Source organism: Flavobacterium sp. BFFFF1, assembly GCF_002256285.1.
GTDB lineage: Bacteria > Bacteroidota > Bacteroidia > Flavobacteriales > Flavobacteriaceae > Flavobacterium.
In genome coordinates, this window is the sequence record NZ_NKJE01000020.1 from 1 (window position 1) to 25,105 (window position 25,105).

At 42.0% G+C, this 25,105-nt stretch carries 23 protein-coding genes and 1 rRNA gene; 7 read left to right on the top strand and 17 right to left on the bottom strand.

Annotation, left to right across the window (positions count from 1 at the left end):
• Nucleotides 1-564 (bottom strand): 16S ribosomal RNA (locus CFE23_RS12130); the annotation flags it as partial.
• A gap of 753 nt (nucleotides 565-1,317) precedes the next feature.
• Nucleotides 1,318-2,553: an FtsX-like permease family protein gene (locus CFE23_RS12135; protein ID WP_291088375.1), complete on the bottom strand. Its 1,236-nt coding sequence runs from the start codon at nucleotides 2,551-2,553 to the stop codon at nucleotides 1,318-1,320.
• A gap of 93 nt (nucleotides 2,554-2,646) precedes the next feature.
• On the opposite strand from CFE23_RS12135, the gene CFE23_RS12140 reads away from it, so the two are divergent.
• On the top strand, nucleotides 2,647-3,945 hold the full coding sequence (locus tag CFE23_RS12140) for a DUF1343 domain-containing protein (RefSeq protein ID WP_291088377.1): 1,299 nt from the start codon (nucleotides 2,647-2,649) through the stop codon (nucleotides 3,943-3,945).
• 122 nt (nucleotides 3,946-4,067) lie between these two features.
• On the top strand, nucleotides 4,068-4,292 hold the full coding sequence (locus CFE23_RS12145) for a hypothetical protein (RefSeq protein WP_291088379.1): 225 nt from the start codon (nucleotides 4,068-4,070) through the stop codon (nucleotides 4,290-4,292).
• A 36-nt stretch (nucleotides 4,293-4,328) separates the two neighbouring features.
• On the opposite strand, the gene CFE23_RS12150 is transcribed toward CFE23_RS12145, so the two are convergent.
• The gene (locus CFE23_RS12150) at nucleotides 4,329-4,823 is read right to left on the bottom strand and encodes a YkgJ family cysteine cluster protein (RefSeq protein WP_291088381.1); all 495 of its coding nucleotides are present in this window, start codon (nucleotides 4,821-4,823) and stop codon (nucleotides 4,329-4,331) included.
• A gap of 56 nt (nucleotides 4,824-4,879) precedes the next feature.
• Between CFE23_RS12150 and CFE23_RS12155 the strand changes: the two genes are divergently transcribed.
• Both CFE23_RS12155 and CFE23_RS12160 read left to right on the top strand, forming a co-directional pair.
• Nucleotides 4,880-5,575, top strand: a complete 696-nt coding sequence (locus CFE23_RS12155; RefSeq protein WP_291088469.1) for a class I SAM-dependent methyltransferase — start codon at nucleotides 4,880-4,882, stop codon at nucleotides 5,573-5,575.
• Between the two features lie 57 nt (nucleotides 5,576-5,632).
• A complete protein-coding gene (locus tag CFE23_RS12160) occupies nucleotides 5,633-6,397 on the top strand; it encodes a membrane metalloprotease (RefSeq protein ID WP_291088383.1) in 765 nt (254 codons plus the stop codon).
• Here the strand turns inward: CFE23_RS12160 and CFE23_RS12165 are convergent, their stop codons facing one another.
• From CFE23_RS12165 to CFE23_RS12200, 8 genes are all read right to left on the bottom strand, one after another.
• Nucleotides 6,398-7,552, bottom strand: coding sequence for an aminotransferase class V-fold PLP-dependent enzyme (locus tag CFE23_RS12165; RefSeq protein WP_291088385.1), 1,155 nt, complete (start codon nucleotides 7,550-7,552; stop codon nucleotides 6,398-6,400).
• A gap of 190 nt (nucleotides 7,553-7,742) precedes the next feature.
• Complete coding sequence (locus CFE23_RS12170; protein ID WP_291088470.1) at nucleotides 7,743-8,375, bottom strand: 7-carboxy-7-deazaguanine synthase QueE; 633 nt, start codon at nucleotides 8,373-8,375, stop codon at nucleotides 7,743-7,745.
• An 88-nt stretch (nucleotides 8,376-8,463) separates the two neighbouring features.
• The gene (locus tag CFE23_RS12175; protein ID WP_291088386.1) at nucleotides 8,464-10,176 is read right to left on the bottom strand and encodes a tetratricopeptide repeat protein; all 1,713 of its coding nucleotides are present in this window, start codon (nucleotides 10,174-10,176) and stop codon (nucleotides 8,464-8,466) included.
• Nucleotides 10,177-10,184: 8 nt separating this feature from the next.
• The gene (locus tag CFE23_RS12180) at nucleotides 10,185-11,120 is read right to left on the bottom strand and encodes a substrate-binding domain-containing protein (protein WP_291088389.1); all 936 of its coding nucleotides are present in this window, start codon (nucleotides 11,118-11,120) and stop codon (nucleotides 10,185-10,187) included.
• A gap of 225 nt (nucleotides 11,121-11,345) precedes the next feature.
• A complete protein-coding gene (locus tag CFE23_RS12185; RefSeq protein ID WP_291088391.1) occupies nucleotides 11,346-12,146 on the bottom strand; it encodes an energy transducer TonB in 801 nt (266 codons plus the stop codon).
• A gap of 36 nt (nucleotides 12,147-12,182) precedes the next feature.
• Entirely contained in the window at nucleotides 12,183-12,710 is a 528-nt protein-coding gene (locus CFE23_RS12190; protein WP_291088393.1) for a biopolymer transporter ExbD, read from the bottom strand.
• A gap of 11 nt (nucleotides 12,711-12,721) precedes the next feature.
• Complete coding sequence (locus CFE23_RS12195; RefSeq protein WP_291088395.1) at nucleotides 12,722-13,345, bottom strand: biopolymer transporter ExbD; 624 nt, start codon at nucleotides 13,343-13,345, stop codon at nucleotides 12,722-12,724.
• 33 nt (nucleotides 13,346-13,378) lie between these two features.
• Entirely contained in the window at nucleotides 13,379-14,239 is an 861-nt protein-coding gene (locus tag CFE23_RS12200) for a MotA/TolQ/ExbB proton channel family protein (protein ID WP_291088397.1), read from the bottom strand.
• A 407-nt stretch (nucleotides 14,240-14,646) separates the two neighbouring features.
• On the opposite strand from CFE23_RS12200, the gene CFE23_RS12205 reads away from it, so the two are divergent.
• Entirely contained in the window at nucleotides 14,647-15,015 is a 369-nt protein-coding gene (locus CFE23_RS12205; protein ID WP_291088399.1) for a DMT family protein, read from the top strand.
• 4 nt (nucleotides 15,016-15,019) lie between these two features.
• Nucleotides 15,020-15,379: a cupin domain-containing protein gene (locus CFE23_RS12210; RefSeq protein ID WP_291088401.1), complete on the top strand. Its 360-nt coding sequence runs from the start codon at nucleotides 15,020-15,022 to the stop codon at nucleotides 15,377-15,379.
• Between the two features lies 1 nt (nucleotide 15,380).
• Here the strand turns inward: CFE23_RS12210 and CFE23_RS12215 are convergent, their stop codons facing one another.
• Nucleotides 15,381-16,724 carry an NAD(P)/FAD-dependent oxidoreductase gene (locus CFE23_RS12215; protein WP_291088403.1) on the bottom strand — a complete coding sequence of 448 codons (1,344 nt, stop codon included), beginning with the start codon at nucleotides 16,722-16,724 and terminating at the stop codon, nucleotides 15,381-15,383.
• A gap of 271 nt (nucleotides 16,725-16,995) precedes the next feature.
• Here CFE23_RS12215 and CFE23_RS12220 point away from each other — a divergent pair, with 271 nt between their 5' ends.
• Nucleotides 16,996-18,663 carry a T9SS type A sorting domain-containing protein gene (locus CFE23_RS12220; protein ID WP_291088405.1) on the top strand — a complete coding sequence of 556 codons (1,668 nt, stop codon included), beginning with the start codon at nucleotides 16,996-16,998 and terminating at the stop codon, nucleotides 18,661-18,663.
• 70 nt (nucleotides 18,664-18,733) lie between these two features.
• Here CFE23_RS12220 and kynU read toward each other — a convergent pair whose 3' ends face one another.
• From kynU to CFE23_RS12245, 5 genes are all read right to left on the bottom strand, one after another.
• Nucleotides 18,734-20,011, bottom strand: a complete 1,278-nt coding sequence (gene kynU / locus CFE23_RS12225) for a kynureninase (protein WP_291088407.1) — start codon at nucleotides 20,009-20,011, stop codon at nucleotides 18,734-18,736.
• Nucleotides 20,012-20,211: 200 nt separating this feature from the next.
• The gene (gene queA, locus CFE23_RS12230) at nucleotides 20,212-21,261 is read right to left on the bottom strand and encodes a tRNA preQ1(34) S-adenosylmethionine ribosyltransferase-isomerase QueA (protein WP_291088409.1); all 1,050 of its coding nucleotides are present in this window, start codon (nucleotides 21,259-21,261) and stop codon (nucleotides 20,212-20,214) included.
• A gap of 126 nt (nucleotides 21,262-21,387) precedes the next feature.
• Nucleotides 21,388-22,617: a 3-phosphoshikimate 1-carboxyvinyltransferase gene (locus CFE23_RS12235; RefSeq protein ID WP_291088411.1), complete on the bottom strand. Its 1,230-nt coding sequence runs from the start codon at nucleotides 22,615-22,617 to the stop codon at nucleotides 21,388-21,390.
• Between the two features lie 21 nt (nucleotides 22,618-22,638).
• Nucleotides 22,639-22,965: a nucleotide pyrophosphohydrolase gene (locus CFE23_RS12240; protein ID WP_291088413.1), complete on the bottom strand. Its 327-nt coding sequence runs from the start codon at nucleotides 22,963-22,965 to the stop codon at nucleotides 22,639-22,641.
• A 152-nt stretch (nucleotides 22,966-23,117) separates the two neighbouring features.
• A complete protein-coding gene (locus tag CFE23_RS12245) occupies nucleotides 23,118-25,103 on the bottom strand; it encodes a DUF3857 domain-containing protein (protein WP_291088416.1) in 1,986 nt (661 codons plus the stop codon).
• Between the last annotated feature and the right edge of the window lie 2 nt (nucleotides 25,104-25,105).

Consider the following 25,105-nt stretch of genomic DNA (forward strand, 5'->3'; position numbering starts at 1 on the left):
TTTAAACCCAATGATTCCGGATAACGCTTGGATCCTCCGTATTACCGCGGCTGCTGGCACGGAGTTAGCCGATCCTTATTCTTACGGTACCGTCAAGCCGGTTCACGAACCGGTGTTTCTTCCCGTACAAAAGCAGTTTACACACCATAGATGCTTCATCCTGCACGCGGCATGGCTGGTTCAGGCTTGCGCCCATTGACCAATATTCCTCACTGCTGCCTCCCGTAGGAGTCTGGTCCGTGTCTCAGTACCAGTGTGGGGGATCTCCCTCTCAGGACCCCTACCCATCGTTGCCATGGTAAGCCGTTACCTTACCATCTAGCTAATGGGACGCATGCCCATCTTGAACCGTTGTGACTTTAATAATGAAATGATGCCATCCCATAATACCATGGGGTATTAATCCAAATTTCTCTGGGCTATCCCCCTGTTCAAGGTAGGTTGCATACGCGTTACGCACCCGTGCGCCGGTCTCAAGGAAGCAAGCTTCCTCTACCCCTCGACTTGCATGTGTTAAGCCTGCCGCTAGCGTTCATCCTGAGCCAGGATCAAACTCTTCATCGTATATTGTTATGCTGAATTGCTTCTGCATCGTATTTTAGACGAATTCTAACGTATTTATTCTTTTGAAAATCTCTCGATCTTCCTTACTCTCTGCTTACTTCCGAATCTCTTCAGAAGTGCTGTCAATCCAATATATCAATGAACGTGTCAATCTTTCTTAAAACCGCTTGTCTCTCAAAGCGGGTGCAAAAGTACTAATTCTTTTTTACCGTGCAAGCTTTTTGAAAAATAATTTTTAAGTTTATTCCCAAATCCCAAAACACCAATATCTATATGAACTTTCCTTTCCCCTTATCGGGACGGCAAAGGTAAAACTTATTTCCTTTCAGGCAAATATTTAAATGAATTTTTACAAACTTTTTTTAAACACAACCTCGCAGTAAATCAGCAGAACGTCTTTGTCAATGCGGGTGCAAAAGTAACCCCCTTTTTCAGTTTCGCAAACTTTTTACAACCTTTTTTTGAAGAAAATTTAACATCACATCCTAAAACGCTGGACATCAGAAATGTTCGGAAAGTTCGTGAAGTTCGGAAGATCGGGAGATCGGACGATCAGAAGTTCGAGAGGATGAGCAGGCTTAAGATCTTTACCAACTTACCGAACATTGGGTCCCATCGGCGTTAGGGATCACAGCGGCATCCTTTTTTGGGATGGGCGCGGAGCAAAGCGCAGCGGCATCCAAAAAAGATACAGCGAAGAGCCCGACCGCGTTGCCGTGCGAGAGCTAAGGCAATGCGGAAACGCTAAAATAATTATTCAAAGCGGATGGCTTTCACCGGCGAAATTTTGGTAACAATATAAGAAGGAATCAAAAGCACAAGCAGGCAAACCAGCATCGTGCCCAGGTTCAACAGCAAAATATAGTCCCAACTGATATACACAGGGGCCTCATTTACATAATAGCTTGCCGGATCCAGTTTAATGATTCCAAAATACCGTTGCAGCAACAACATGCCAATTCCGATAAAATTGCCCCAAAGCAACCCACGCAAAATTAAATAGAACGCATTGTACAGGAATATTTTCCTGACAGACCAGTTGGCCGCCCCTACCGCTTTTAAAATACCGATCATTTGTGTGCGCTCCAGAATCAGTACCAGCAGCGCTACGACCATATTAATCGTTGACACGGCGACCATCACGCCCAACATTAACATGATGTTGAAATCGAATAACTTGAGCCACTCGAAGATATAAAAGTACTTCTGCACAATCGTTTTGGTATTCAGCAGCGAGCCGGTTTGTTCATAAACTTCCTTGCCTTTTTGCTCGATCTGGCTAAAATCATCTATAAAAACCTCAAACTGCCCTACTTCATCCGGCTGCCATTTGTTTAGTCTTTGGATGTGACGGATATCACCAATGATATAATTGGAATCAAATTCCTGAAAACCGGAATTGTAAATTCCCGAAACGCTGAAAACGCGAAGATTGGGCAGCGCATTACCGCCATCTTTCATAAAATAGGTACTGAATTTATCCCCCACTTTCAGTCCAAGCCTTTTGGCGAGAAACTCTGAAATCAAAATCTGGTTGTTCAAACTCCCTTTAAAATCAGGCAGTTTCCCTGAAACAATAAAGTCCCTGATATAATCCCAGCTAAAATCCTTCCCGACACCTTTGAGTATTACACCTTCAAACGCTGACGCCGTCCTGATAATTCCTGTTTTTGTAGCAACCGCCTGAATATGAGTGATACCTTCGACATTTTTGAATTTCGGATAGAAGTCCTGTTTTGTGGAGATCGGCCTGATACTGACGTCGGACGCATTATTGTCAAAATTTGAAATAACAATATGTCCATTGAACGCAGACACCTTCTCCCTGATCTTTTGCTGCAGCCCAAGACCTGTAGCCACGGAAATAATCATCATCACCATACCAATTGCAATGGCAGAAATGGCAATTTTTATAATTGGCGCAGATATATTACTTTTACCGCCGTTGGCATTTATCAGCCTTCTGGCAATGAAATATTCAAAATTCAAAATGGCGCGAAGTTTTGTTTAAGCTTCCAAAAATACTGTTTTGGCGACGAATTTTCGTGGTTTTGCCCAATTAATTATAGAGACAGCTTGATTATGATTCATAACCTTAATGTGACAAAAAAGTGTTTTCCCCTAACGGTCAGGAAACACTCTAAGTATTTTATCCTGTTGGTTTTTTGTGTGTTTATCTTGTCATGCAAACCTGCACAGGCAGTCACCCATCCCGTAATAATTGGGAATCCTGTTATCGCGAAAAATTCGGATGCGGGCAAAGTAACCGTAATCTTAAATCCAAATGCAGTAAAGTTTGCTACCGGTTCAGACAATTTCGAGAGCTTTTCCTATCTGCTTGAAAACAAACGGGTAGGAATTGTAACCAATCAAAGCGGACTGCTCGCAGACCAATCCCATATTGTCGATTTCCTGGTTCAGAAAAACGTAAATCTCGTCAAAATATTTGCGCCTGAACACGGCTTTCGTGGAACAGCTGACGCAGGAGAAAATATTGCCGATGGCAAGGACATCGCCACAGGCCTGCCGATTATTTCCATTTACGGCGACAATAAAAAGCCTACACCGCAGCAATTAGAAGGCGTTGATATGATTCTATTTGATCTTCAGGATGTCGGCGCCAGGTTTTTCACGTATATCTCTACGCTACATTACGTCATGGAAGCGTGTGCCGAAAATAGTATTCCGATTGTCATCCTTGATCGTCCCAATCCGAATGGTTCGATTGTAGACGGCCCTGTTTTAGAGCCCGAATACACCAGTTTCGTTGGAATGCACCAGATTCCGGTGTTACATGGCATGACCATCGGTGAATATGCGCAGATGATCAATGGTGAAAAGTGGCTTAAAAATGGCGTTCAATGCGATATTAAGGTAGTGGCCTGCTCTGCTTACACCAGAGACATGCCTTACAGTATTTCCGTAAAACCGTCGCCAAACCTGCCAAACGATATGGCCATTAACCTCTATGCCAGTTTATGCTTTTTTGAAGGCACAAATGTCAGCGTGGGTCGCGGTACGGACAAACAGTTCCAGATTTTTGGTTCTCCATATCTGCCTAATGTTGATTATTGCTTCGTTCCAAAACCGAATGTTGGAGCCAAAGATCCTCAATATACGGGTCAACCCTGTTTTGGAGAAGATCTTTCGGGAATTCCTAAAATAGAACGCCTGGAGTTAAAATGGCTTATTCAGGCCTATAATGAAACCGAAGACAAGTCTAAATTTTTCAATTCCTATTTCACAAAACTCGCAGGAACAAAAAAACTACGCGAGCAGATTGAGGCAGGAATGACAGCGTCACAAATCAGGGCCAGCTGGGAAACCGGGTTAATCGAATTTAAGGAGAAGCGCCGTAAGTATTTGATTTATGCAGAATAAAAAGTGATTGTCATTTTTTCGTTCCAAAAAAATAAGAAAATTTTATCATAGGGGTTCATTAACAAATGGATTGTAATGATTAAATTAGTGAAAATTTTGCGAAACGACTAAAACAACATATTATGGAAAGAGCACAAATCTTACTGACACTGATGGACAAGATCCAAAAGTTTATAACGGTAATCAACGGATATATAGAGCAGGGTATCGAAGTCTTCATTAAAGTCAGGGAATGGATTCAGAAGATTATCGGCTACATCGAACAGGGCATTGACCGATTGGTCAGCGCCGTCGGCGGCAGGAAGGAAGATTTGCTGTTGTTTCACGAAGACGACCTTTTCGTTTAAAAAATTATAGGGCCTCTTTTCAGAGGCTTTTTTAATTTATAGCGGTATCTTTTTTTTCATTTCTTCAACAATACGAAATGCTGCGGGACACACCGGTAGGTTTTTTAGCGTGATTTCTGTGATTTGCTGAAATTTCTTGCGATCTGTATGAGGGAATTCGCGGCAAGCTTTTGGGCGAACATCATAAATCATACAATAGTTTTCGGCGTCCAGAAAATGGCAGGGAAGTTGCTGCAGCACATAATCATTGTCTTCGTCAATTCTTAAATACCGTTCAATAAACTGCTGGGGTTTCTGCTTCAAGTGCTTTGAAATACGCTCGATATCCGCCGCCGTAAAAAGAGGACCTGTAGTTTTACAACAATTGGCGCAACTGAGGCAATCCGTTTTTTTAAACTCCGCGTCATGCAATTCCTGCATAGTGTAGTCAAGATTCTTAGGCGGCTTCTTTTTAAGCTTGTCGAAATACTTTTTGTTTTCGATATGCTTATCTTTGGCTAGTTTCGGAAGATTGTCCAGTAGATGTTTCACACCGCAAAATTACAATTTTAAGAGACGAAAATCACAAAAACCCGGAAAAGGTAATGATGAAAGATTTATTTGGGAAGGCAATACTCGATTATCAAACGGATAACAATCCGCAGAATCTGGTGACGGAAACCAGCATTTCTGAAGAGGATGAAATGTCCGTTGCTTACTTGTTTCGGAATTATTCCCAAATGCCTCAAATCGAGCAGAAAGCGCTCCAACTTTCAAAAGGCAAAATATTGGATGTGGGTTGCGGCGCAGGAAGTCACAGCCTTTATCTCCAGGAAGAGGATTTTGACGTCACCGCTATTGACATTTCTCCAAACGCTGTTGAAGCATGCCGTTTGCGCGGATTGAAAAAAACTGTAAATACGGATGTCATGGCTTTTGGGGATGAAAAATATGACACAATTTTACTGCTGATGAATGGTACCGGGATATGCGGCAGGCTAAGTAAAATAGGCATTTTCCTTCAAAAGTTAAAGACACTTTTAAATTACGGAGGGCAGATTTTACTTGACAGTTCCGACATCATCTATATGTTTGATGAAGATGAGATTCCATCTGACACAAGCTATTACGGCGAAGTTATCTTCAAAATTACCTATAAAGGGGAAAGCGAATTGCCTTTTGACTGGCTGTACATTGATTATGACACCTTAAAAACGGCATCAGAGGCAAATGGACTAAACTGTGATCGCATCATGGAAGGAAACCATTTCGACTACCTGGCGCGGCTCACTATAAAAGAATAAGGAAATGTTGAAAACGGTGGCATTTGGTGTTTTTGTATTTTTGAACAAAATCAAAACATGAAGAAGCTACAGTTACTTTCAATAATCTTTTTATTCGTAATCTGGGGCTGTTCCAATGAAGAAAGCAATTCCGCTGTAGAAGATGGAACAAATCCGGCACCTAACTTAAAGGCAACCGGAAGTAGCGCCAATGATTTTCTCTCTGCTGACAAATACAGCTCGTTGGTTATTGAAGTATTTTATGTCGGCGATCTTCAACCGAATGCCCAGACTCTGCAAAACTTGAAGCAGTTCATGCAGGCGCGGCTCCACAAACCTGGCGGTATTACGATTGAACAAAAGCAAATTTCAAGCCCCCAAGGCACACCCTATACGATCAATGAGATTGCGGATCTAGAAAGCGAAATCCGCACCAGATATAACAGTGAAGATACATTAGCTTTGTTTGTCCTTTTCGTTGACGGTAATTTTTCGAGCGATACCAATACCACCCTAACCCTTGGCGCCGCCTATCGAAATACTTCGTGCGTGCTGTTTGAAAATTCCATTAGGACGCTTAGCAACTCACCTACAGAGCCGAATCGCACGGATTTGGAAACCATCGTAATCCTCCACGAATTGTGCCATATCCTTGGATTAGTCGATTTGGGTTCGCCCATGCAAACCGACCATCTGGATGCTGCGCACGGGAAACATTGTTCAAACCAGAACTGCCTCATGTATTATGAAACAGAAAGCAATATCCAAAACATGATGCAGTCAGGCATGCCTGCCCTGGATGCAGATTGCCTGGCTGATCTAAAGGCGAATGGCGGCAGGTAATTACTGAATTAGATCAGTGGTGTTGAGAATGTCGATAATGGCCTTTTCAAGCGTATCAATATCCTGCTGTGAATTATAGGACTGGCAGCTAATCCGCAGAAAAAATCGTCCATTTAACTTTGTAATTGGCACTTCAATCTTATATTTTGAATAAAGCAGCTCCTTTAATTCAATCGGCTTCTGCGTGTTTACAGGAACACTACACATTTGTCCAAGGAATTCAGAAGATACCGGACATAAAGGCGTCGTTTTCAAAAGATCACAGAACCTCTTGTAGTTTTGAAGGATGAGGCTTTTGCTTGACATTGATTTATCAGTCCAATTGTGCTCTTCCAAAAATCTTACTACGGCCGGTGTTGTTAAGAATGCCGACATGTCGCGGGTTCCCTGGAACTCATGGTAATCAATGAAGCGGCTTTTTCCAGGGGATTCGCTATCGTACCCCCAACTTACGATTAAAGGGTCGATGCGATCCTGAAACTCCTTTTTAACATACAAAAAGGACGAGCCTTTTGGCGCAAGCATCCATTTGTGCAATGTCCCGGTGTAAAAGTCAGGATCAAGCGCATTGATATCCAGTTCAATATGCCCGGGAACATGTGCGCCATCCACAATCGTAATTAAACCGAGCTGCTGTGCGCGGTCACAAATTTCCTTTACAGGAAAAATTAACGCCGTGGCACTGGAAATTTGGTTTAGAAAAACCACTTTCGTGTTTGAATTGTATCCTTTCCAAAATTCCTCAATCAGCTTTTCCTTTGAAATGACGGGCATTGAAATAGGCTGCCTGACATATTTTGCCCCCGACTTCCGGCAATAAAAATTCCAGGTCCGATCCATCGCCCCGTATTCATTATCAGTTGACAGTATCTCATCGCCCGGGCTGAGATCCAGATTTCTCATAATGGTGTTAATGGCTGTCGTTGGATTGGGCACAAAGTACACATCATCGGCGTCACAACAAATGTAGTCTGCCAGCGCCTGTCTTGATTGCTGCATCAATTGCGGCAGCCGCTTGGTGATGAATTGTACCGGTTCTTTTTCGAGTTCCCGTTGCCAATATTGATAGTCTGCAAAAATGGGTTCTGGACACGCCCCGAACGAGCCGTGGTTAAGATAGGTAATTTCAGGATCGAGGAGAAATAGTGGTTTCATCAGTTTTGCTTCTAAATTAAAAAAAATCCCAAACTTAGTTCGGGAAATATTTGTTACTATAAAATCCAACGGCAACTTATCTGAACGCCGGAAAGTTTTCCTAAGCGCTTCGAAATCCCCCATCCAGGCGCCTTCTCTCTAAGACACGAATAAAATTTCCGGCAGAAGCCTCCAAATAAAATTGTTCACTTTAGGGGATATTCAAGTATTTATGGGTTTGTAGTGAAACCCGCCATTTTGGATTTTTCATCACATATTCAACAATCAACGGTGTCATTTCTTCCTTTTTGCTCCATTCAGGCTGCAGAAATAAAATAGCATCTTTGTTGACGCTATCCGCCTGCTCTTCAGCAAAAACAAAATCGTGCTTATTATGAACAATGACTTTAAGTTCATGAGCCTTATCGTACACTTCCTGCACGGGCAGCTTCATTTTTTTTGGTGAAAGACATATCCAATCCCAGATACCAGTCAATGGATAGGCTCCTGAAGTTTCAATATGCACCCGTCGGTTTGCGTCTTTAAGCTTTGTGGTAAGTGCCGTCATATCCCAAGTGAGTGGTTCGCCTCCTGTAACCACAACCGTTTCCGAAAATCGGCTTGCGTTTTCAACGATACGATCAACATGTGTCGGTGGGTGTAAATCTGCGTTCCAACTTTCTTTCACATCACACCAATGACAACCCACATCGCACCCTCCGACCCTGATAAAATAAGCTGCTGTTCCAGTATGGAATCCTTCTCCCTGAATGGTATAAAACTCTTCCATCAATGGAAGCATCGTACCTTTCTCTACTTCTGCCTGTATTTCTTTTGAAAGCATTTTTTTAAAATAAAGTGCAAAGATAATCATTTTAAACGCAAAAGACCGGCAACTGTGGTCGCCGGTCTTTCAAGATATGCAAAGAAGTCTATTTTTTGATTAACTTCTGTGTGCTTAAGGCAGTTTCATCTGCGGGGTCAAGTGCCAGTGCTTTGTCGAGGTTTTCCTGTGCTTTTACTTTGTCACCGGTTTTAGCATAAAAGATGGCAATATTATTGTACGCCTCGAGGAATTTTGTTCTGTTAGCTGGCTTGGCAAGTTCGGCCTCTCCTTTTTCAGTTACCACACGGATATATTCCTCATAATATTTAGCCATTTCAGCGCGGGCAGCTGCGTCTTCCTGAAGCAAACTGTTTAGACGGGCTTTATAAATGTACGCATCCTGAGTTGTTGGCGAAGACTTGATTACAGCATCAAATGCAGCATTAGCTTTCTGAACGTCTGCTGGATCGGCTTTTTCTGTTTCAGGTTTTGCTGCGTTGAAAAAGTATAAAGAATACCCTAAATAAAAGTTGTCGTAAAGAAAGTTTCTGGAGTTTTGGTTGGTTACAGCAATCTCATAGATTGCTGACGCTTCCTTATACAATTTCAAGTCAAAAAACTTTTTGCCGAAATCATTTAATTCATTAGCCATTCCAGGATCAAGCTCAACACCTTTTCTAACATCAGCAATACCTGTATCAAATAATGCTTTGTCTACAGTCCCGGAAGGTTTGCCGTCTGCCGTGGTTGTAGTCGTAAGCGCTTTCTGAGTCTTAGCGAGACCCAAATAAAGGTAATCACGACCAATTATCTTTGAACCAGGTTTAGAAATAAACTCATTAAGCGCCTTGATTGCACCATCAGAATTTCCATTTTGATATGCGGAATACCCCAGATATCGCAAGATTCTCGGATTAACTTTATCCAACTGCTGCATCGCAGTCGCCTCAGCCTCAAGCGCTTTGTAATCTTTTGTCAAAACAAGGAAATCTGCATGACGCATACGCGAATCCAGTGAATAATCCGTCATGGTCATATACTTCTCGTAATATTGAATCGCCATGGCATTATATTCAGCATACTTTTGTTTATCATTCAATGCCCAAACATAATAGGTCTCGGCAAGTTCTCTGTATGCCGGCCCGTAATTTGGATTTGTTGCCAGAATTTTGTCAAATGCTGCTTTAGCTTCAGGGAATGCTTTTGAAAACTTTGTAATTACACCTTGCTGAAGTGATGCCCGTAATAATGTCTTATCTGCATCTGCGGCATTTCTATAAGCAGAAAATGCTTCATTTGCGTTCTTATCGCCATAATAAGCATCCCCCAAATAGAGCAATACCTCTGCATTCATGGGTTGGATTACTTTTGCCTTGTTAAGGTACTCTAACGCTTTTTTATAGTCTGGTTTTGTAGGATTCAGGTAGGCTTTACCTATATATAAAAGCTCTTCAAAATCCTTTTTCCTGACACTTGCTAAAGCCTTGTCAAAATTTGCAGTCGCACCACCTTGATTCGCATTCTCAAGGTCTACCTGACCCAGGCCAATGTAATTGAAGTTTGCTTCAGATTTTGCCGCCAGCCCTTTTTGAAAAGTTGCTGTCGCGGAATCCTGAAGTTTTTGCGTCAGGTATAAGTTACCTAAAAAGAAGAAGTTTTTTCCACTTTCAGGTTTGGCAGCCACCAAACCTTTTAATATTTTCTTAGCCTTTTCGTATTGTTCAGCATCGATAGCCTTTTTCGCCTGATCAAGATCCTGTGCATTCGCAGCTGATCCCAAAATCAAAAACGCAATACTTAAAATTCTCAACTTTTTCATATCAGTTTTTATTTAGTATTTATATCCTTTCGGATGGTAATATTTCTTGAAGGAATTCGAACCGGAAGCAATCCAGATTTTAAAATAATCCGCTGTCCCCTCTCTCCGGCAATAAAAGAAGCAAATCCCATGCCCAAACCGGCAGTTCCCTGAAAATTTAACATATATAGCTTTCGGGTGATGGGATATAATCCCAGTGCAATGTTGGACTGATTGGGCTTGTAGTATGCACTATCATTTTTCTGATTTTTAACATTTCTGACTGCCATAACCTTTATGTTATTTACCAATTCCTGACATTTGGCATCTGGTTGCAATATAATATTGATTCCCACCACACCGACCGCATCCGGGTTTCCCGAAATGTACTTCAGTACTTCTTCTGCGGATTTCATAGAATAAACGTTATCGTGAAGCGAATTGGTATTTGTACCGGCTAAATTATTCATGATGCTAACCGTGCCGGAATTCGGATTCTCAAAAACAAGCTTTTTCATCAGTGAAGGTTTTCCCTGCATGACATTTATTGCCTCTTGAAGATCAGCCAAAGTATCTTTTGAATTCTTGTGGGTTATAAAGGCAACTGCATCTGTGCCAAATTCTGTGATCTTGGGATTTATATGCCTTGATGCCAGAATCTCATTCTCTTTAACAGTTAGTTTTCTAGGTAAAATCACAACTTTCGTCTTGTCACTTAAAAGTGCATTCACAACCTCAGACTCTGGTTTAGCAATAAGGTTTATTTTAGCGCGATAATCACTTAAAAAAACATCCCTGACATCTTCTACAATGGGAAATATGGATTCATCGACATAAAACGTGGCTTCGCCGGAAAGTACAGACTCCTCCTGACTGCCCGTTTTCTTTGTGCAACAAATAGCAACCGCGATAACGGCAACACCGACAAACACAATTTTGTATAGTGATGGATTACGTTTTTTCATTTTATTTTTTTTGTAACAACCTAACAAAACGAAGCAGTGAATATACGATAAGGACTATGCCAAGGAAGGTTCTGTAATTATCCGGAATGCCAAGTGGCAGCCGCTTATCAAAAATCACGAACAATCCCATTGTAAGATAAACCAAAAACAACAGTATGCCTATAAAGAGAAGAAATCGCCCTTTAAGCGATTTCTGAACTCTTTGATTTGTATCATTTCGGTACATTAATCTCCTTGTTGAACGATTTTAATCGGAAGATTAAACCTTGATCTTACAGAACGTCCATTTTGAACACCTGGTTTCCATTTAGGAGAACTTCTCAAAAGCCTCTCTGCCTCTTTTCCAGTTCCGTATCCTAGATCCCTAAGCACTTTAATGTCCGTAAGGCTTCCATCTTTTTCAACAACAAATGTCACAATGATGTTACCATTAATGGTTTCACCTTCGGGAACACGAAATTTCTTCTTAACGTACTCGTAGAATGCTGGCAAACCTCCTCCAGGAAACTCTGCTGGAATCTCTACGTTGTTGTAAACCGTATTATCCTCTACAACTTTTGATTCTGGCGGGCCGTCTCCTGATGGATCATCCACCACAATTCTACCATCGTCCTGACCTTTCACATCTTTAGCCCCGACGTTTTTGTCCTTCAGTTCTTCAATTGTCTTGATTTCCTCGACAACTTCCTCCTTCTTAACAACTTTTGGAGGCACAAATTTCACCTCATCAATTTTTGGAGCAGGTGGCGGTGGCGGTGGAGGCGGTACAAGAGGCTTATCTGGCGGTGGAGGCGGTGGTAAATTGGCCATATCGACCATCTTTACCTTTTCCTTTTCATCATCGTCGCTCTTACCCCAGTCAATCATTGGAAGCGCAAGCAATGCACTAAAAAATAACGCACCGATTAGCAACGCAATCATTGTTACTTTAGGATTTTTTTTACGCAATTCGTAAGCACCGTAACTTTTATTACGGCCTTCGAACACCATATCAATCCATTTCTGTTTAAATATATCTAATTTCATCTTTATAATTTGTTATTTGTTTTTGAGTAACAAATTTTACTTTTCAAACAGCTTAGCTTCCTCCTTGGTGATGTCAACGATAGCGTAGGTCGGAACTTTACAAATGGCGATTTCATCTAGAATATCCACCAGATTCTTGTAATTTGCTTTTTTATCCGCCTTGATCAACACAATGACTCCTTTATCAGCAGCTCCCATTGTAATAGGCACCGAAGCTTTTTTCTCAAGGATTTTTTTTCTGATTCCGTTTTTCCCGTATCCTATATCCGTTGGCTCTTCAATTGGTGACGCAAACTGACCCATGTAATATTTCAACCTATTATTCGGTCCAATAAGAACCGTGAGGGTTCTCGCATCAGCAATCTTAATAAACTCAGTTTTAGTCTTATCAGGCATCGGCAAATCCATCGATTGTGGTTTTGACAACGAGGTCGTAAGCATAAAGAACGTAATCAGTAAAAATGCCAAATCCACCATCGCGGTCAAATCCACTTTTGCATTCGATTTTTTACTCCTTACTTTGCCTTTACCACCGCCGCTGTCGCCGGTATTTAATTCAGCCATGTTGGTATGTTTTAGAAATTATCACTCCTCAGTCCGGTGACCAGGTAGAATTTGTTTACTTTTTGATCCTGCAGAATATCCATCACCGCTTTGATCTGAGGATATTGTTCTTTAGCGTCGCCTTTGATGGCGAAGTTAAGCTGTTCCAAATTGGTCTCTGCATTGGCATTTCTTGCCTGCAGTATCCAGTCTGACAACTCGTTTTTGTTTGGGATGGTATCGTGCGGGATACCGATCTGCTGCCCTTTTACGTTACGCTGCGTTGAAGTCATTCCGATTAAAGTCTTCAATTGATTGAACGGAACACCAAACTCATCCATAAGACCGAATTTAGTGATTTCATCATCAGAAAACTTCACCCCTTTAAGTTCTGCCATTTTTTTCAGCGTCTCTCTCCTGATTGGAATTTCTTTGATCCCCATAAAAACCTTACCGTTGTCACCAATGGTAATAATTGCAAGGTTTTTCTCCGGCAGCTTGTCTTCAACCGTAGAGTTTGGTGTGTCTACCGGTAAAGGCTCAGGCTGCTTGGCGGTCGCAGTTAATATAAAGAAAGTCAGCAAAAGGAACGCAACATCACACATCGCTGTCATATCGATGGATGTTGCCTTTTTAGACATTTTTACTTTAGCCATTTTATCTTTTTTACGGATTCCTCCGATTAATAATTAACCTCTTAAACTTCCTCTGAAACGTCTGTAAGTTCCAACGATTGTAGAACCTGCCTCGTCAATTGAATACGTAAGCGTATCAATTTTTGAAGTAAAGAAGTTGTACATGATAATTGCTAATGCAGAAGTTGAGATACCTGTAGCTGTGTTGATAAGTGCTTCAGAGATACCGTTTGCAAGTGCGGCCTGGTCAGGAGTACCTGAAGTTGCCAATGCACCAAACGCCGTGATCATACCGGTTACTGTTCCTAAAAGCCCAGCAAGTGTTCCCAAGGAAACCAAAGTAGAAATGATTGTCAGGTTTTTCTCCAGCATTGGCATTTCCAAAGAAGTTGCCTCCTCGATTTCTTTTTGGATTGTTTCGGCAGCAGCTTCGCTGTCGAAGCCTTCTTTCTTCACTTCATTATATTTAATTAAAGCTGCTTTAATTGCATTGGCCACTGAACCTTTCTGCTTGTCGCAGTCTGCAATTGCTGCGTCAATGTTGTTGCTTTGGATGTTGCCCTGAACGCTTTTCATGAATTTATCCAAACTTCCCGTTCCGGCCGCTTTGGAAATAACGAAGAAACGCTCAATAGAGAATACAATTACCATCAACAATAATCCCATCAACACGGGAACGATTTTACCTCCCTTGTAAACCATCGCAAGATAATCTCCAGGTTTTGGGTGACCTGCCTCAGCGCCGCTGTTGATCATTTCTTTTTCATTTTCAAAGTGAGATGGGTCACCCATCAGGAATTTCCAGATTAATATCCCGATAACAATACAGGCAATAATTACAATTCCGGTAAACAAATTACCTCCATTTGATCCTGATTCTTTCTTCGCTGCAGTAGCGTTTGATGCATTTGCCATTTTCTTAAATTTTTAGTTTTTGAAATTTAATAGTTTTTAATACTTAATAGGTTTGTTAAATGATAATTTTTATCAGAACGACAAATTTATATTTTTAGTGGAGAAAAAAAAATAAATTTTAACTTTTTGTCCATTATTAACAGTAATTAAAGACAATGTTAAATCCCAGTAAATTCAAGGAAAAATGGTCATTTTTTATAAATATGCCCCCAAGAACATTAAATTACGGAATTATCAATAACCCATACGCCAAATTGGACTTTTTTATTGCTAAAACCACAACGCGATATCGATATAATTTTCACACATCCTTTCCTGTTAAAGTTAAACAACGTAACGTTAAATTCACATTCGTTGGGTCGCAGCGCCTTAAAAAGTATTTTTTATACATTTGAAAAAAAACATTAATGAAAAGTTTTGCGACAATAGGCCTGTTGATCTTGTCGAATATATTCATGACGCTTGCCTGGTATGGACACCTGAAGTTTAAGGAACTAAAATGGTTCGAGAACGCAGGACTGATCACAATAATCCTGCTCAGCTGGGGACTGGCGCTTTTTGAATATTGTTTCCAGGTGCCGGCAAATAAGATTGGCTTTGAAGGCAATGGCGGTCCATTTACATTAATGCAATTGAAAGTAATCCAGGAAGCTATAACTCTGGTCGTCTTCGTGATTTTTTCGATGCTTTTTTTTAAGGGCGAAACGTTTCGATGGAACCATGCGGTGGGTTTTCTGTTCCTGATCCTTGCCGTATATTTTATATTTAAAAAATAGTACAATGAAAAGCTACACAATCCAGAAAAATCCGTTTGTAGTCCCAACTACTGATGGAAAATTAATCGAGGAGCATCATGGGAAGGCATCAACAGCAAACGACGCGATCTCTATCGCACATATGATTGCTCCCCCACATTGGAGTGAGCCATTCCAAACGCCTGAATTCGAAGAATATACCTACATCATTAAAGGGAGGAAACAATTTACGATTGATGGTGAAAACATCGTTCTCGAAGCAGGCCAATCCATTAAGATTGAAAAAAACACCAGAGTTCAGTATTCAAATCCATTTGACGAACCTTGCGAATACCTTGCGATTTGCAAACCTGCATTCGACTTTAACAAAGTGCATCGCGAATAAGCTACTCCGTTTTTAAAAGCGACAATATCCTATTTTCAACAGGCTCAGAATCCCATATATTTTCAATATCCGGCAATTGCATGATGCTGTCCATAATGGCCTTCTGCCTGTCGCCTAATGCGAGGGCTTCTGAGTAAGGCCTGTGGCTGAAAGTAACCCTGCTGTATAACGGGATCCACTTGTCAGGATGTTTTTCGTAGAAACGCTTTTCAATCTTCTTTTGAAGTAGAAATTTATCGTCGGCAGTTTTCGAACTCATTTCCATAAAATTTCGATACGATAACTCTGCAATAGCATCCGCATTAGGCTTTCTGGATTTTTCATATTCTGAAAATATCTTTTTCCAGTCATTCCCGTAACGTTGCATCATATCGTTCAAAATTGAAATATCTTCAAATCCCGCATTCATTCCTTGTCCGTAGAACGGCACAATAGCATGGCATGCATCTCCAATTAATGCCACTTTATCGTCATAAGTCCAAGGAAAACACTTCATGGTTACGAGTGTGCTCGTAGGGTTTTTGAAAAAATCCTCGGCCAACTTCGGTATGACCTCAACGGAATCCGGAAAGTTCTTTTCAAAAAACGAAACAACTTCTGAATGAGTGTTCAGCTTTTCAAAGGAATTCTCCCCTTCAAACGGCATAAACAATGTACAGGTAAAACTACCGTCAAGATTGGGCAGCGCAATCAGCATGTATTCGCCGCGCGGCCAAATGTGAAATGAATTTTTGTCGAGCTTATGGGATCCATCGTCATTTGCGGGAATATTAAGTTCCTTATATCCCGTGTTCAAAAATTCCTGAGAATAATTAAACATACTTTGCCGTTGCATACGGTGACGGATTCTTGAAAAAGCACCATCCGCGCCGAAAACCATATCATAGCTAAGGTCTTTCCATTCCCCCCGTTCTGTTTCTCCAATATGCAAAGTGGCATCAGATAACGTAACATCCCACACCCGCTGCTCAAAGAAAAACTGAGCGCCTGCGGCTTCCGCAAGATCAATCATCTTTCTGTTTAGGCTGCCTCTGGAAATAGAATAAATACTCTCTCCTTCCAGCCCGTAATTCTGTAGCGTAATCTTATCGCGGACGTGTATCGCCCGTTTGTCCATCGGAATGGCGATCTCCCGTACTGCATCTCCGATTCCAACGGTATCCAGCGCTTTCCAACCCCGGTGTGACATCGCCAGGTTGATTGACCGCCCGGAAAACTGGATTTTCCTGATGTCTGGGCTACGATCAAAAATATGTACGGTGTGTCCTTCTTTCCTAAGATAAACCGCCAGTAAAGAACCTACAAGTCCTGAACCAACGATTGCAATTTTGAGGGGATTCTGCATCAGGCGATTTGTGAATGAGACGACAAAATTACGCAATAATGAAGATAATCTTATGAAAACGTTTCAAATATTTAATCCACCAAACCACACCTATCTGACCTCTTGGCAAAATCATAAAAATTTGAAGGCGAACATCCCATTAAAAAATCGATTTTGTTAAATTAGTAACGTTTTTTGTAAAATTTATTAAAAATATATGATTTGCAACACCGTACTGGAAAAACACCTACTTTTAAACTGAAAAACCAATTATCCAACAAAATCTCTTACAATGAAAAAAAAATTACTCTTCATTTTAATGTTCCCTATTTACGTGGTCAGCGCACAGGATTACACCCCGTTACAAGTGAGTTCAGGCTATAATGCTGACGTTATAGCTGACGGCATTAACCCTGCAGCGGTTTCTACTACCATCGCAGTGGACAATGCAGACTACAATTTTATGAGTGCGGACTACCAGGCGACTGATACGGATACCCCTCCATCGTATGCCTTACCCCTGTCAGGTTTGATCGAAAGTCCCGATTTAGCCGGTTTGTCTTACCAATTGGCACCGTATTATGACAACAATTCACTTAGGATTGAAAACGAAGGCGATTATGGCGCATTCACTTTTTCCAACCCCGTTATGGCCACCAAAGTTTATGTCATGGCTTGTTCCGGCAGCGGACAAGCGACCATGATAGGTTACATCTATTTTTCCGACAGTACATTTCAGGAAATCACAGCCACCGTGGTTCCTGATTGGTTCTTTAGTACCGCATTGCCTGTAGTCGCTTCGGGGTTTGGCCGCGTAAACAGGCTTACTGACGCAGTGGAAAATCCATCTGGCAATCCACGTCTTTACCAAATCGAAATAGCAATCCTTCCGGAGAATCAGGCCAAGACGATTACAGGAATAGATTTTACAAAAACATCCACTGCTGAGGGTACAATCAATATCTTTGCCGTGAGTGCCGAGGTATTGGGATCCTGCCCAGGTCCTTCGGGTTTTGAGACTGGAAGCACGGCCACTACAGGTTCCGTAAGCTGGAATCCGGCTGTAATCAGTCCTGTAAATGGATATGACTACTATTTTTCAACCGATCCAACAACGCCGGCAGCATCGCAAACCCCGACAGGAAATGTCTCATCATCAACCTACTCCTTAAATTTTGGCAATCTCGTTACCGGGCAGCATTATTATGTATGGGTACGCTCCAATTGCGGCACTAATGATACCGGAAGTTGGCAGCCTGCAGATTTCATTACAGGCCAACTTGACACCACTTATCCCGACGGCGACATCAATACATTATTTATTACTGCCGCAAATATCAACACAGAGTCTGAAAACACCTGCCCTGGGCTGCTGTACGTGGATGTGCCTGCGGGATATAAGATTACCTCAACCGCTGTTTCTTATGACATGCAAACTGCCAGTAATGGTTGGAAAGCAGAACAGCGTTCTATATTGGTTTGTAACACAAGCGGACTTAAGGAAGATGCCATTTCTTCGGGGACGGGCAACACCGGAGGAACACAAAGTTACCTGAGAGAAGGCCTTACGATTGCCAACGATTTGACAGGAAGCGTTGAATTTGAGCTTCGAGCCTGGAGAACCTATGGCAATACCGATTGCGATATGGTTTATAATCGGGTATTGGGTGATACTTTCAAGGTAACAATCACCTACGAAGCATTGCTGAATACTGATAATCTCGAAAGGGAGAAATTCAACATCTATCCTAACCCTGTTCACGATGTATTGACCATTGACGCTAAAGAAGCCATCAGTGAGGTAAGGCTGTACAATATGCTTGGGCAACAGATCGGGTCTAAAAATGGCATGAACGCGCGAAAAGTTCAATTGGGAACTGCTGAACTTTCAAACGGAACATACATCGTAAAAGTCCAAACAGCCTTAGGAACACGTTCAATGAATATCATTAAAAACTAGTTATCGACCTTTTATCAAATAGTCTGTAAGTATAAAAGCCTGAAGTTAATTCAGGCTTTTTTGTTGGATATTACTGAGAAACGATTCCCTGCTTAAGGATTTGACCAAAATCATACATATCCTCAAAAGAACAATATAACGGGACCGGCGCCAACCGGATGACATTTGGTTCACGCCAGTCTGTAATCACGCCATTTTTCATCAGATAATCGAAGAGCGGACGGCCCTCACCGTGCAGAAAAACAGATAATTGGGAAGCACGCTGGAACGGATCCGAAGGCGTGATAATCTCAAACGAACTGCTCACCTCGTTGCCAATTTCGTGCAATATAAATTCCAGATAGGACGTAATTCGGTCGCGTTTTTCAATCAACGCATCCATGCCTACTTCCGCGAACATTTCCACAGAAGCCAAATAGGGTGCTAAACTCAGTATTGGAAGGTTGCTCACCTGCCACCCGTCAGCGCCTTCAACGGGATCAAAATCGGGTTCCATTTTAAAGCGACGTGCCTTATTGTGTCCCCACCAGCCCGCAAAACGATTCAGCGTTTTATCGGCGTGGTGTTTTTCATGGATAAAACATCCTGAAGCATTACCAGGCCCCGAATTCATGTATTTGTAACTGCACCAGGCGGCAAAATCAACGTTCCAATCGTGAAGTTCCAATTTGATATTTCCGGCAGCATGCGCTAAATCCCAGCCTACCAACGCACCAGCTTTATGGCCAGCCGCGGTGATGGTTTTGATATCAAAAACCTGGCCCGTGTAATAATTTACGCCGCCAATCAGCACCAAGGCCAACTCATCACCGACCTCATCAATTTTTGCGAGGATGTCTTCGAGTCGTATATTGTGTTCCCCTTCCCGGCGTTCCAATTCAACAATAGCATCTTTCGGATCATAACCGTGAAAACGGACCTGGCTTTGAAGCATATACTGGTCGCTTGGGAATGCTTTTGCCTCACATAAGATTTTATAACGCTTTCCTCCCGGTTTGTAAAACGACACCATCAACAAATGAAGGTTGACGGTCAGTGTGTTCATTACGGTAACCTCCGATGGTTTTGCGCCTACGATTTTGCCCAGCGGAGCCGCAAATCGTTCGTGGTAGTCCCACCAGGGTTTCTCCGCATAGAAGTGTCCTTCGACCGCAAGATTTGCCCAATCGTCCATGACTTCGTCTACAAAAGCCTTCGTGCGCTTCGGTTGTAGCCCAAGCGAATTTCCGGTAAAATAAATGACTTGTTTGCCGTTCACTTTGGGAAACAGGAATTCGTCACGGTATTTGGCCAACGCATCTTGTGCATCGAGCTGCCTTGCGTAGTCGCGGGTATTTTGAAAAGTCATGGAGTTGTTGTTAGAGGCGTAAAAGTAGAGAAAAGAGTCGAAACCCGAAAGCCGAAATCGAAAGATGTCGTGATCCGTGACCGCGTGAGGGATAGCGGCAGGCACGCGTGCAGCCTATAGCCCGACCCGAAGGGGCACGCCATAAAAAAAAAACCCTGCCATTGCTGACAGGATTTCCTTTATTTTGACTTTCGATCTTGTTACAAAATCAACATCGCATCGCCATAAGAGTAAAACTTATACCCTTCTTTGATGGCTTCTTCATACGCTTTTTTCATGAGGTCGTGCCCCGTAAAGGCCGAAATCATCATCAATAATGTGGATTTTGGGGTATGGAAATTCGTCACCATACAATCTGCAATGCTAAAATCGTGTGGCGGGAAAATGAATTTATTGGTCCAGCCATCGTATGGATTTAGTGTCCTTGCAGACGAAACGGAACTTTCAATGGCACGCATGGATGTAGTTCCTACGGCACAAACCCTTTTCTTATTGACCTTGGCCTGATTTACGATATCACAGGCTTCCTGTGTAATCTTCAGTTCTTCAGAATCCATTTTGTGTTTTGAAAGATCTTCCACCTCAACAGGATTGAAGGTTCCAAGTCCAACGTGCAAGGTTACTTCAGCAAAATTCACGCCTTTAATTTCCAAACGTTTCAACAAGTGTCTTGAAAAGTGCAATCCGGCGGTTGGAGCGGCTACAGCACCTTCTTCTTTCGCATAAATCGTCTGGTAGCGCTCTGCATCTTCAGGTACCACTTCGCGGTTGATGTATTTTGGGATCGGCGTTTCTCCGAGTTCTGTCAGTTTATTGCGGAATTCCTCATATGAACCATCATAAAGGAAACGCAGTGTACGTCCTCTTGAAGTGGTATTGTCAATTACCTCGGCTACCAGAGAATCATCATCCCCGAAATAAAGCTTGTTGCCAATACGGATTTTCCTGGCAGGATCAACCAGCACATCCCAAAGTCGTTGTTCGGCATTGAGTTCACGAAGTAAAAATACTTCAATACGTGCTCCGGTTTTCTCTTTATTCCCGTAAAGACGCGCGGGGAAAACTTTGGTATTGTTCAGGATCATCACATCGCCTTCATCGAAGTAATCGATAATGTCCTTAAACATTTTATGTTCAATGGTTTTTTCTTTTCTGTTGACGACCATCAGGCGGGACTCATCCCTGTTTTCGGCCGGGAACTCGGCGAGCAGTTCTTTCGGGAGGTTAAAGTTAAAATGAGATAATTTCATCTATGAATTTTATTAGGGCGCAAATATACGACTGCGGGATAGGCGTTGTCAAGTGTTTTGGTGTTTATTTACGATAATGGCGTAAAGTTCAATGGGCGCACCGTGTGAGGGTCAGTAAACATTGCATTACATCATTTTCAACACATTAAAACCCATGGTTTCGAAATCTTTCCAAAAATCAGGATACGATTTTGAAACGACCTCTGCGTCTCTTATGGTAATGGGAACATTCACTGCCAGCGGTGCAAATGCCATCGCCATCCTATGGTCGTTGTATGTTTCAATATTTACATCTTCTTTAATGCGATCTGATGGTTTCAGTGTCAGGCTGTCGGCGGTAATCGATACGCTGGCACCCAGTTTCTCCAATTCCGTTTTAAGGGCGTGAAGGCGATCGGTTTCCTTTATTTTCAGCGTATGCAGTCCGGCCAATTCGCATCCGATCCCTAATCCAAAACAGGTTACAGCAATTGTCTGTGCGATGTCGGGTGTATTTTCCAGCGACAAGAACTGCATCTTAGGCTCACATTCCCGCTTGATTAAGGTGATGCTGCTTTCTGAATAAACAGTATCGACGCCAAAGTCCCGGTAGATCGAAGCAATTGCCGCATCGCCCTGAAGGCTGTTTTGTTTATAGGTCTTCAAAGTGACTGAAGTCCCGGCTGAGGCCATCGCGATAATGGAGTAGAAATAAGAAGCGGAGGACCAATCCGACTCGACGGTTAGTGTACGCGGCGCTGGGTGTTCTCTGCCGGGAAATACGACAATTACGTTTCCGATAAACGAAGTCTCTACCCCAAGTTCGCGCACCAAATCCAAAGTCATATTGATATAAGGCCGTGAGGTAATATCACCAACCAGCTCGAGGGTAAGACCATTTTGCATTTTCGGGGCAATGAGCAGCAATGCAGAAATATACTGGCTGCTAACATTGGCATGCAATGAAACTTTGTTTCCAGGCAGCTTTTTTCCCTTAATGCGCAATGGTGGAAATCCTTCGTTCTCGAGATATTGGATGTCCGCACCCAATTGCTGCAAGGCATCGACCAGGATTTTGATGGGTCTTTCCTTCATCCTTAAAGAACCGGTGAGTATTACTTCCCTGTTTTCCAGTATGGCAAAAAAAGCTGTCAAAAAGCGCATCGCGGTGCCGGCGTGGTGGATATCAATAATTTTATCTAAGGAAGAAAGCGCCTGAAGCATCACTTCAGAATCATCGGAAATGGAGGTGTTTTTAAGATTTATTTCAGGATACAATGCCTTAAGCAATAACAACCGGTTGGTTTCTGATTTACTTCCGGTGATATTAAAGGTAAGCGCATTAAAGATAACCTGTGGGCGAAGCTTTACATCCATTTCTTATTGCCCAACGGGCCCTTATTTTAATTTTTCATTGTTGTGGTGGCGATCGTGGTCGCGGTTGGTCTTTAAGTCCATCTTTTTATCAAATGCGGACTGAAGATCGATTCCGGTTTGGTTGGCGAGGCACAAAACTACGAAAACGACGTCAGCCAATTCTTCGCCGAGGTCTTTATTCTTATCGCTTTCCTTTTCTGACTGCTCTCCGTAACGGCGGGCAATTATGCGTGCCACTTCGCCTACTTCTTCCGTGAGCTGTGCCATGTTGGTGAGCTCATTAAAATAGCGCACTCCGTGATCCTTGATCCAGTTGTCTACTGCGATTTGGGCGTTTTTGATATCCATGAATTAATTTTTTTTTTCAATAAATTGTTGGTTTTGTTAACTAGTCTCAAAAATAAAAACCGTTGATCGCATCATGTTTCGCTTAGGTCAGCAAACATATCAAAGACATTGCCGGATGGCCCTATCGAACCGGGATGGTCTTGCATTTTGCCCTATACCTTCTTTAAAACAATTTTCTCGCTTTGCTTATCGATAATTTTCTTATAATAATCTTTTAAAACCGAATAAAAACCAGGGGCCACCAACATTTGATTCGTAGTGTAGGCAGAGGTAATTTGTATATTATTTCCTAAATGCTGTATAGTATAATTGAAGGAAGCTACCCCCTCAGGTGTTGCGACGGATAACGATTCGGGCATAGACTCCACGACATAGCCATCTGGTATCCGGAGTGTGATATTCATCCTGTTTTGCTTCGGATAACCAAAAAAAACCGGCATCGTTCTTTGTTCCTGGTTAAAAGGGTTTTTAGTCTGGCTTAAAAACAACATGGGATTGACATACATTCTGTCATTAATAATTTCGGCGCTATTGTCAGCGCTAAAATCAAAGGTTTCAATAATCGGCAACGACAAATCACCTTCGTTTTCCAAACTATAATTCTTAATTACAATTCCATGTAATATATTTTCCAGATGCTCCAAATACTGATCTGAATTAACGCCTTTAAAATTTTCCCTGAAATGCAATGCCTCGTAATCTGTTCGGTTAAATCTTACTTTACCGTTTACATTTCCCATTTTGTCCAATTCGGCTAAAACAGCTGTCTGGGTTTTGGACACTACGCTCGGCCGCATATCAATTTCTTCAGAATTTCCATCATTTTGTACCAATCTACCATGCCAGTTTAGCGTATAAATCGGCAAAATGCCCATTGGAGCGTTTTTATTTGTAGCATCCAGCAGTAATCGCTTACCACTGATTTCAGTGGCTACGACGACATAGTTAAAACCATTCTGGTTCGGATATACAGGAACGCCATGTTTGACTGTACTTACCAAAACAGGAAACGAAATTACCCCGGACCTGTTGAGCATCGCGCACAAAATAAAATTGATTTCGGCCACATTTCCGGAACGTTCAATCCACGCTGTTTCCACCCCTTTATCAGTAAATTTTCCAAATTCACCGTTCCAATTCATTCTTGTCTTTACAAATTCATACACCAACTTAGCCCGCTCTTCATGGGTCTCAGCTGATCCGAGAATTTGCCGCAGTTCATTGTCCAAATAATCTCGTTTTTTCAATTGTCCTCCGAAATATTCGCTGGAATAAATTTCCTTAGTAACTCCTTCCCATGTTTTCGAAAAGTCTTTTTCCGGCTCAGTTGCACTTCTGATTACCTCCAGTTCGTGGTCCACTGCACTCTGGTAATTTTCGAGGTTATCTACAAAATCTTCCGGCTTTAAGGCAGGAATATCCTTACCGCTGAACGTCGTAGCAACCTGATTAAACTCGAGCATGTCAGTCCGTGTTGTAGTGGCGTTATAGAATCCAATCGAATTGCTTTCTATTTTACTGGCAGAAGTAATACCCGCACCGTAGCCCTTAAGCAATTGTTTATACCCATAAGTAACCGGAATATCGGTTTTATATTCTACGAAGTCAACTGGAATATCCCTCTGAAAAAGAAACGTTGGAAAACTCGACAAATCTTCGCTTTTGAGTTTGTACCTAAATTCGATAACAGACCCCACTTTTACATTTGGGAGCGCTATCGTTACCGTCTTCCAATTGTTATTGACTTTTTCGGTGAATTTCCCATCACTGCTGATTTTTGTTTTCTCAACTTTACCGTCGGCCAAATTGTAAGTGACTGCATCCGTAACCCGAAGCACATCCTGATTGAGGTTCTCATACCCAATATAATACGGGACTTCGTAATTGGCATATCCCAAGCCCTGTTTTTTGTAAATTTTGATACGCATTTCAAACGAGTGTTCAACACTAAAACCACGTTTTTGATCGTATCCAAACGTTGTTTTTCCTTTATTGTATAAAACTGCTGCTGCTGCTGAGGAATCTTTTGGATGTGACGTCTGCTGCAGTTCCGCAACTGAAACTTTTCCAAATTCAAACTTCTGCGCAATTCCGCTTCCGATTGTAAAAAAAAATAGTAACGCAAAATAGCCTTTCATAT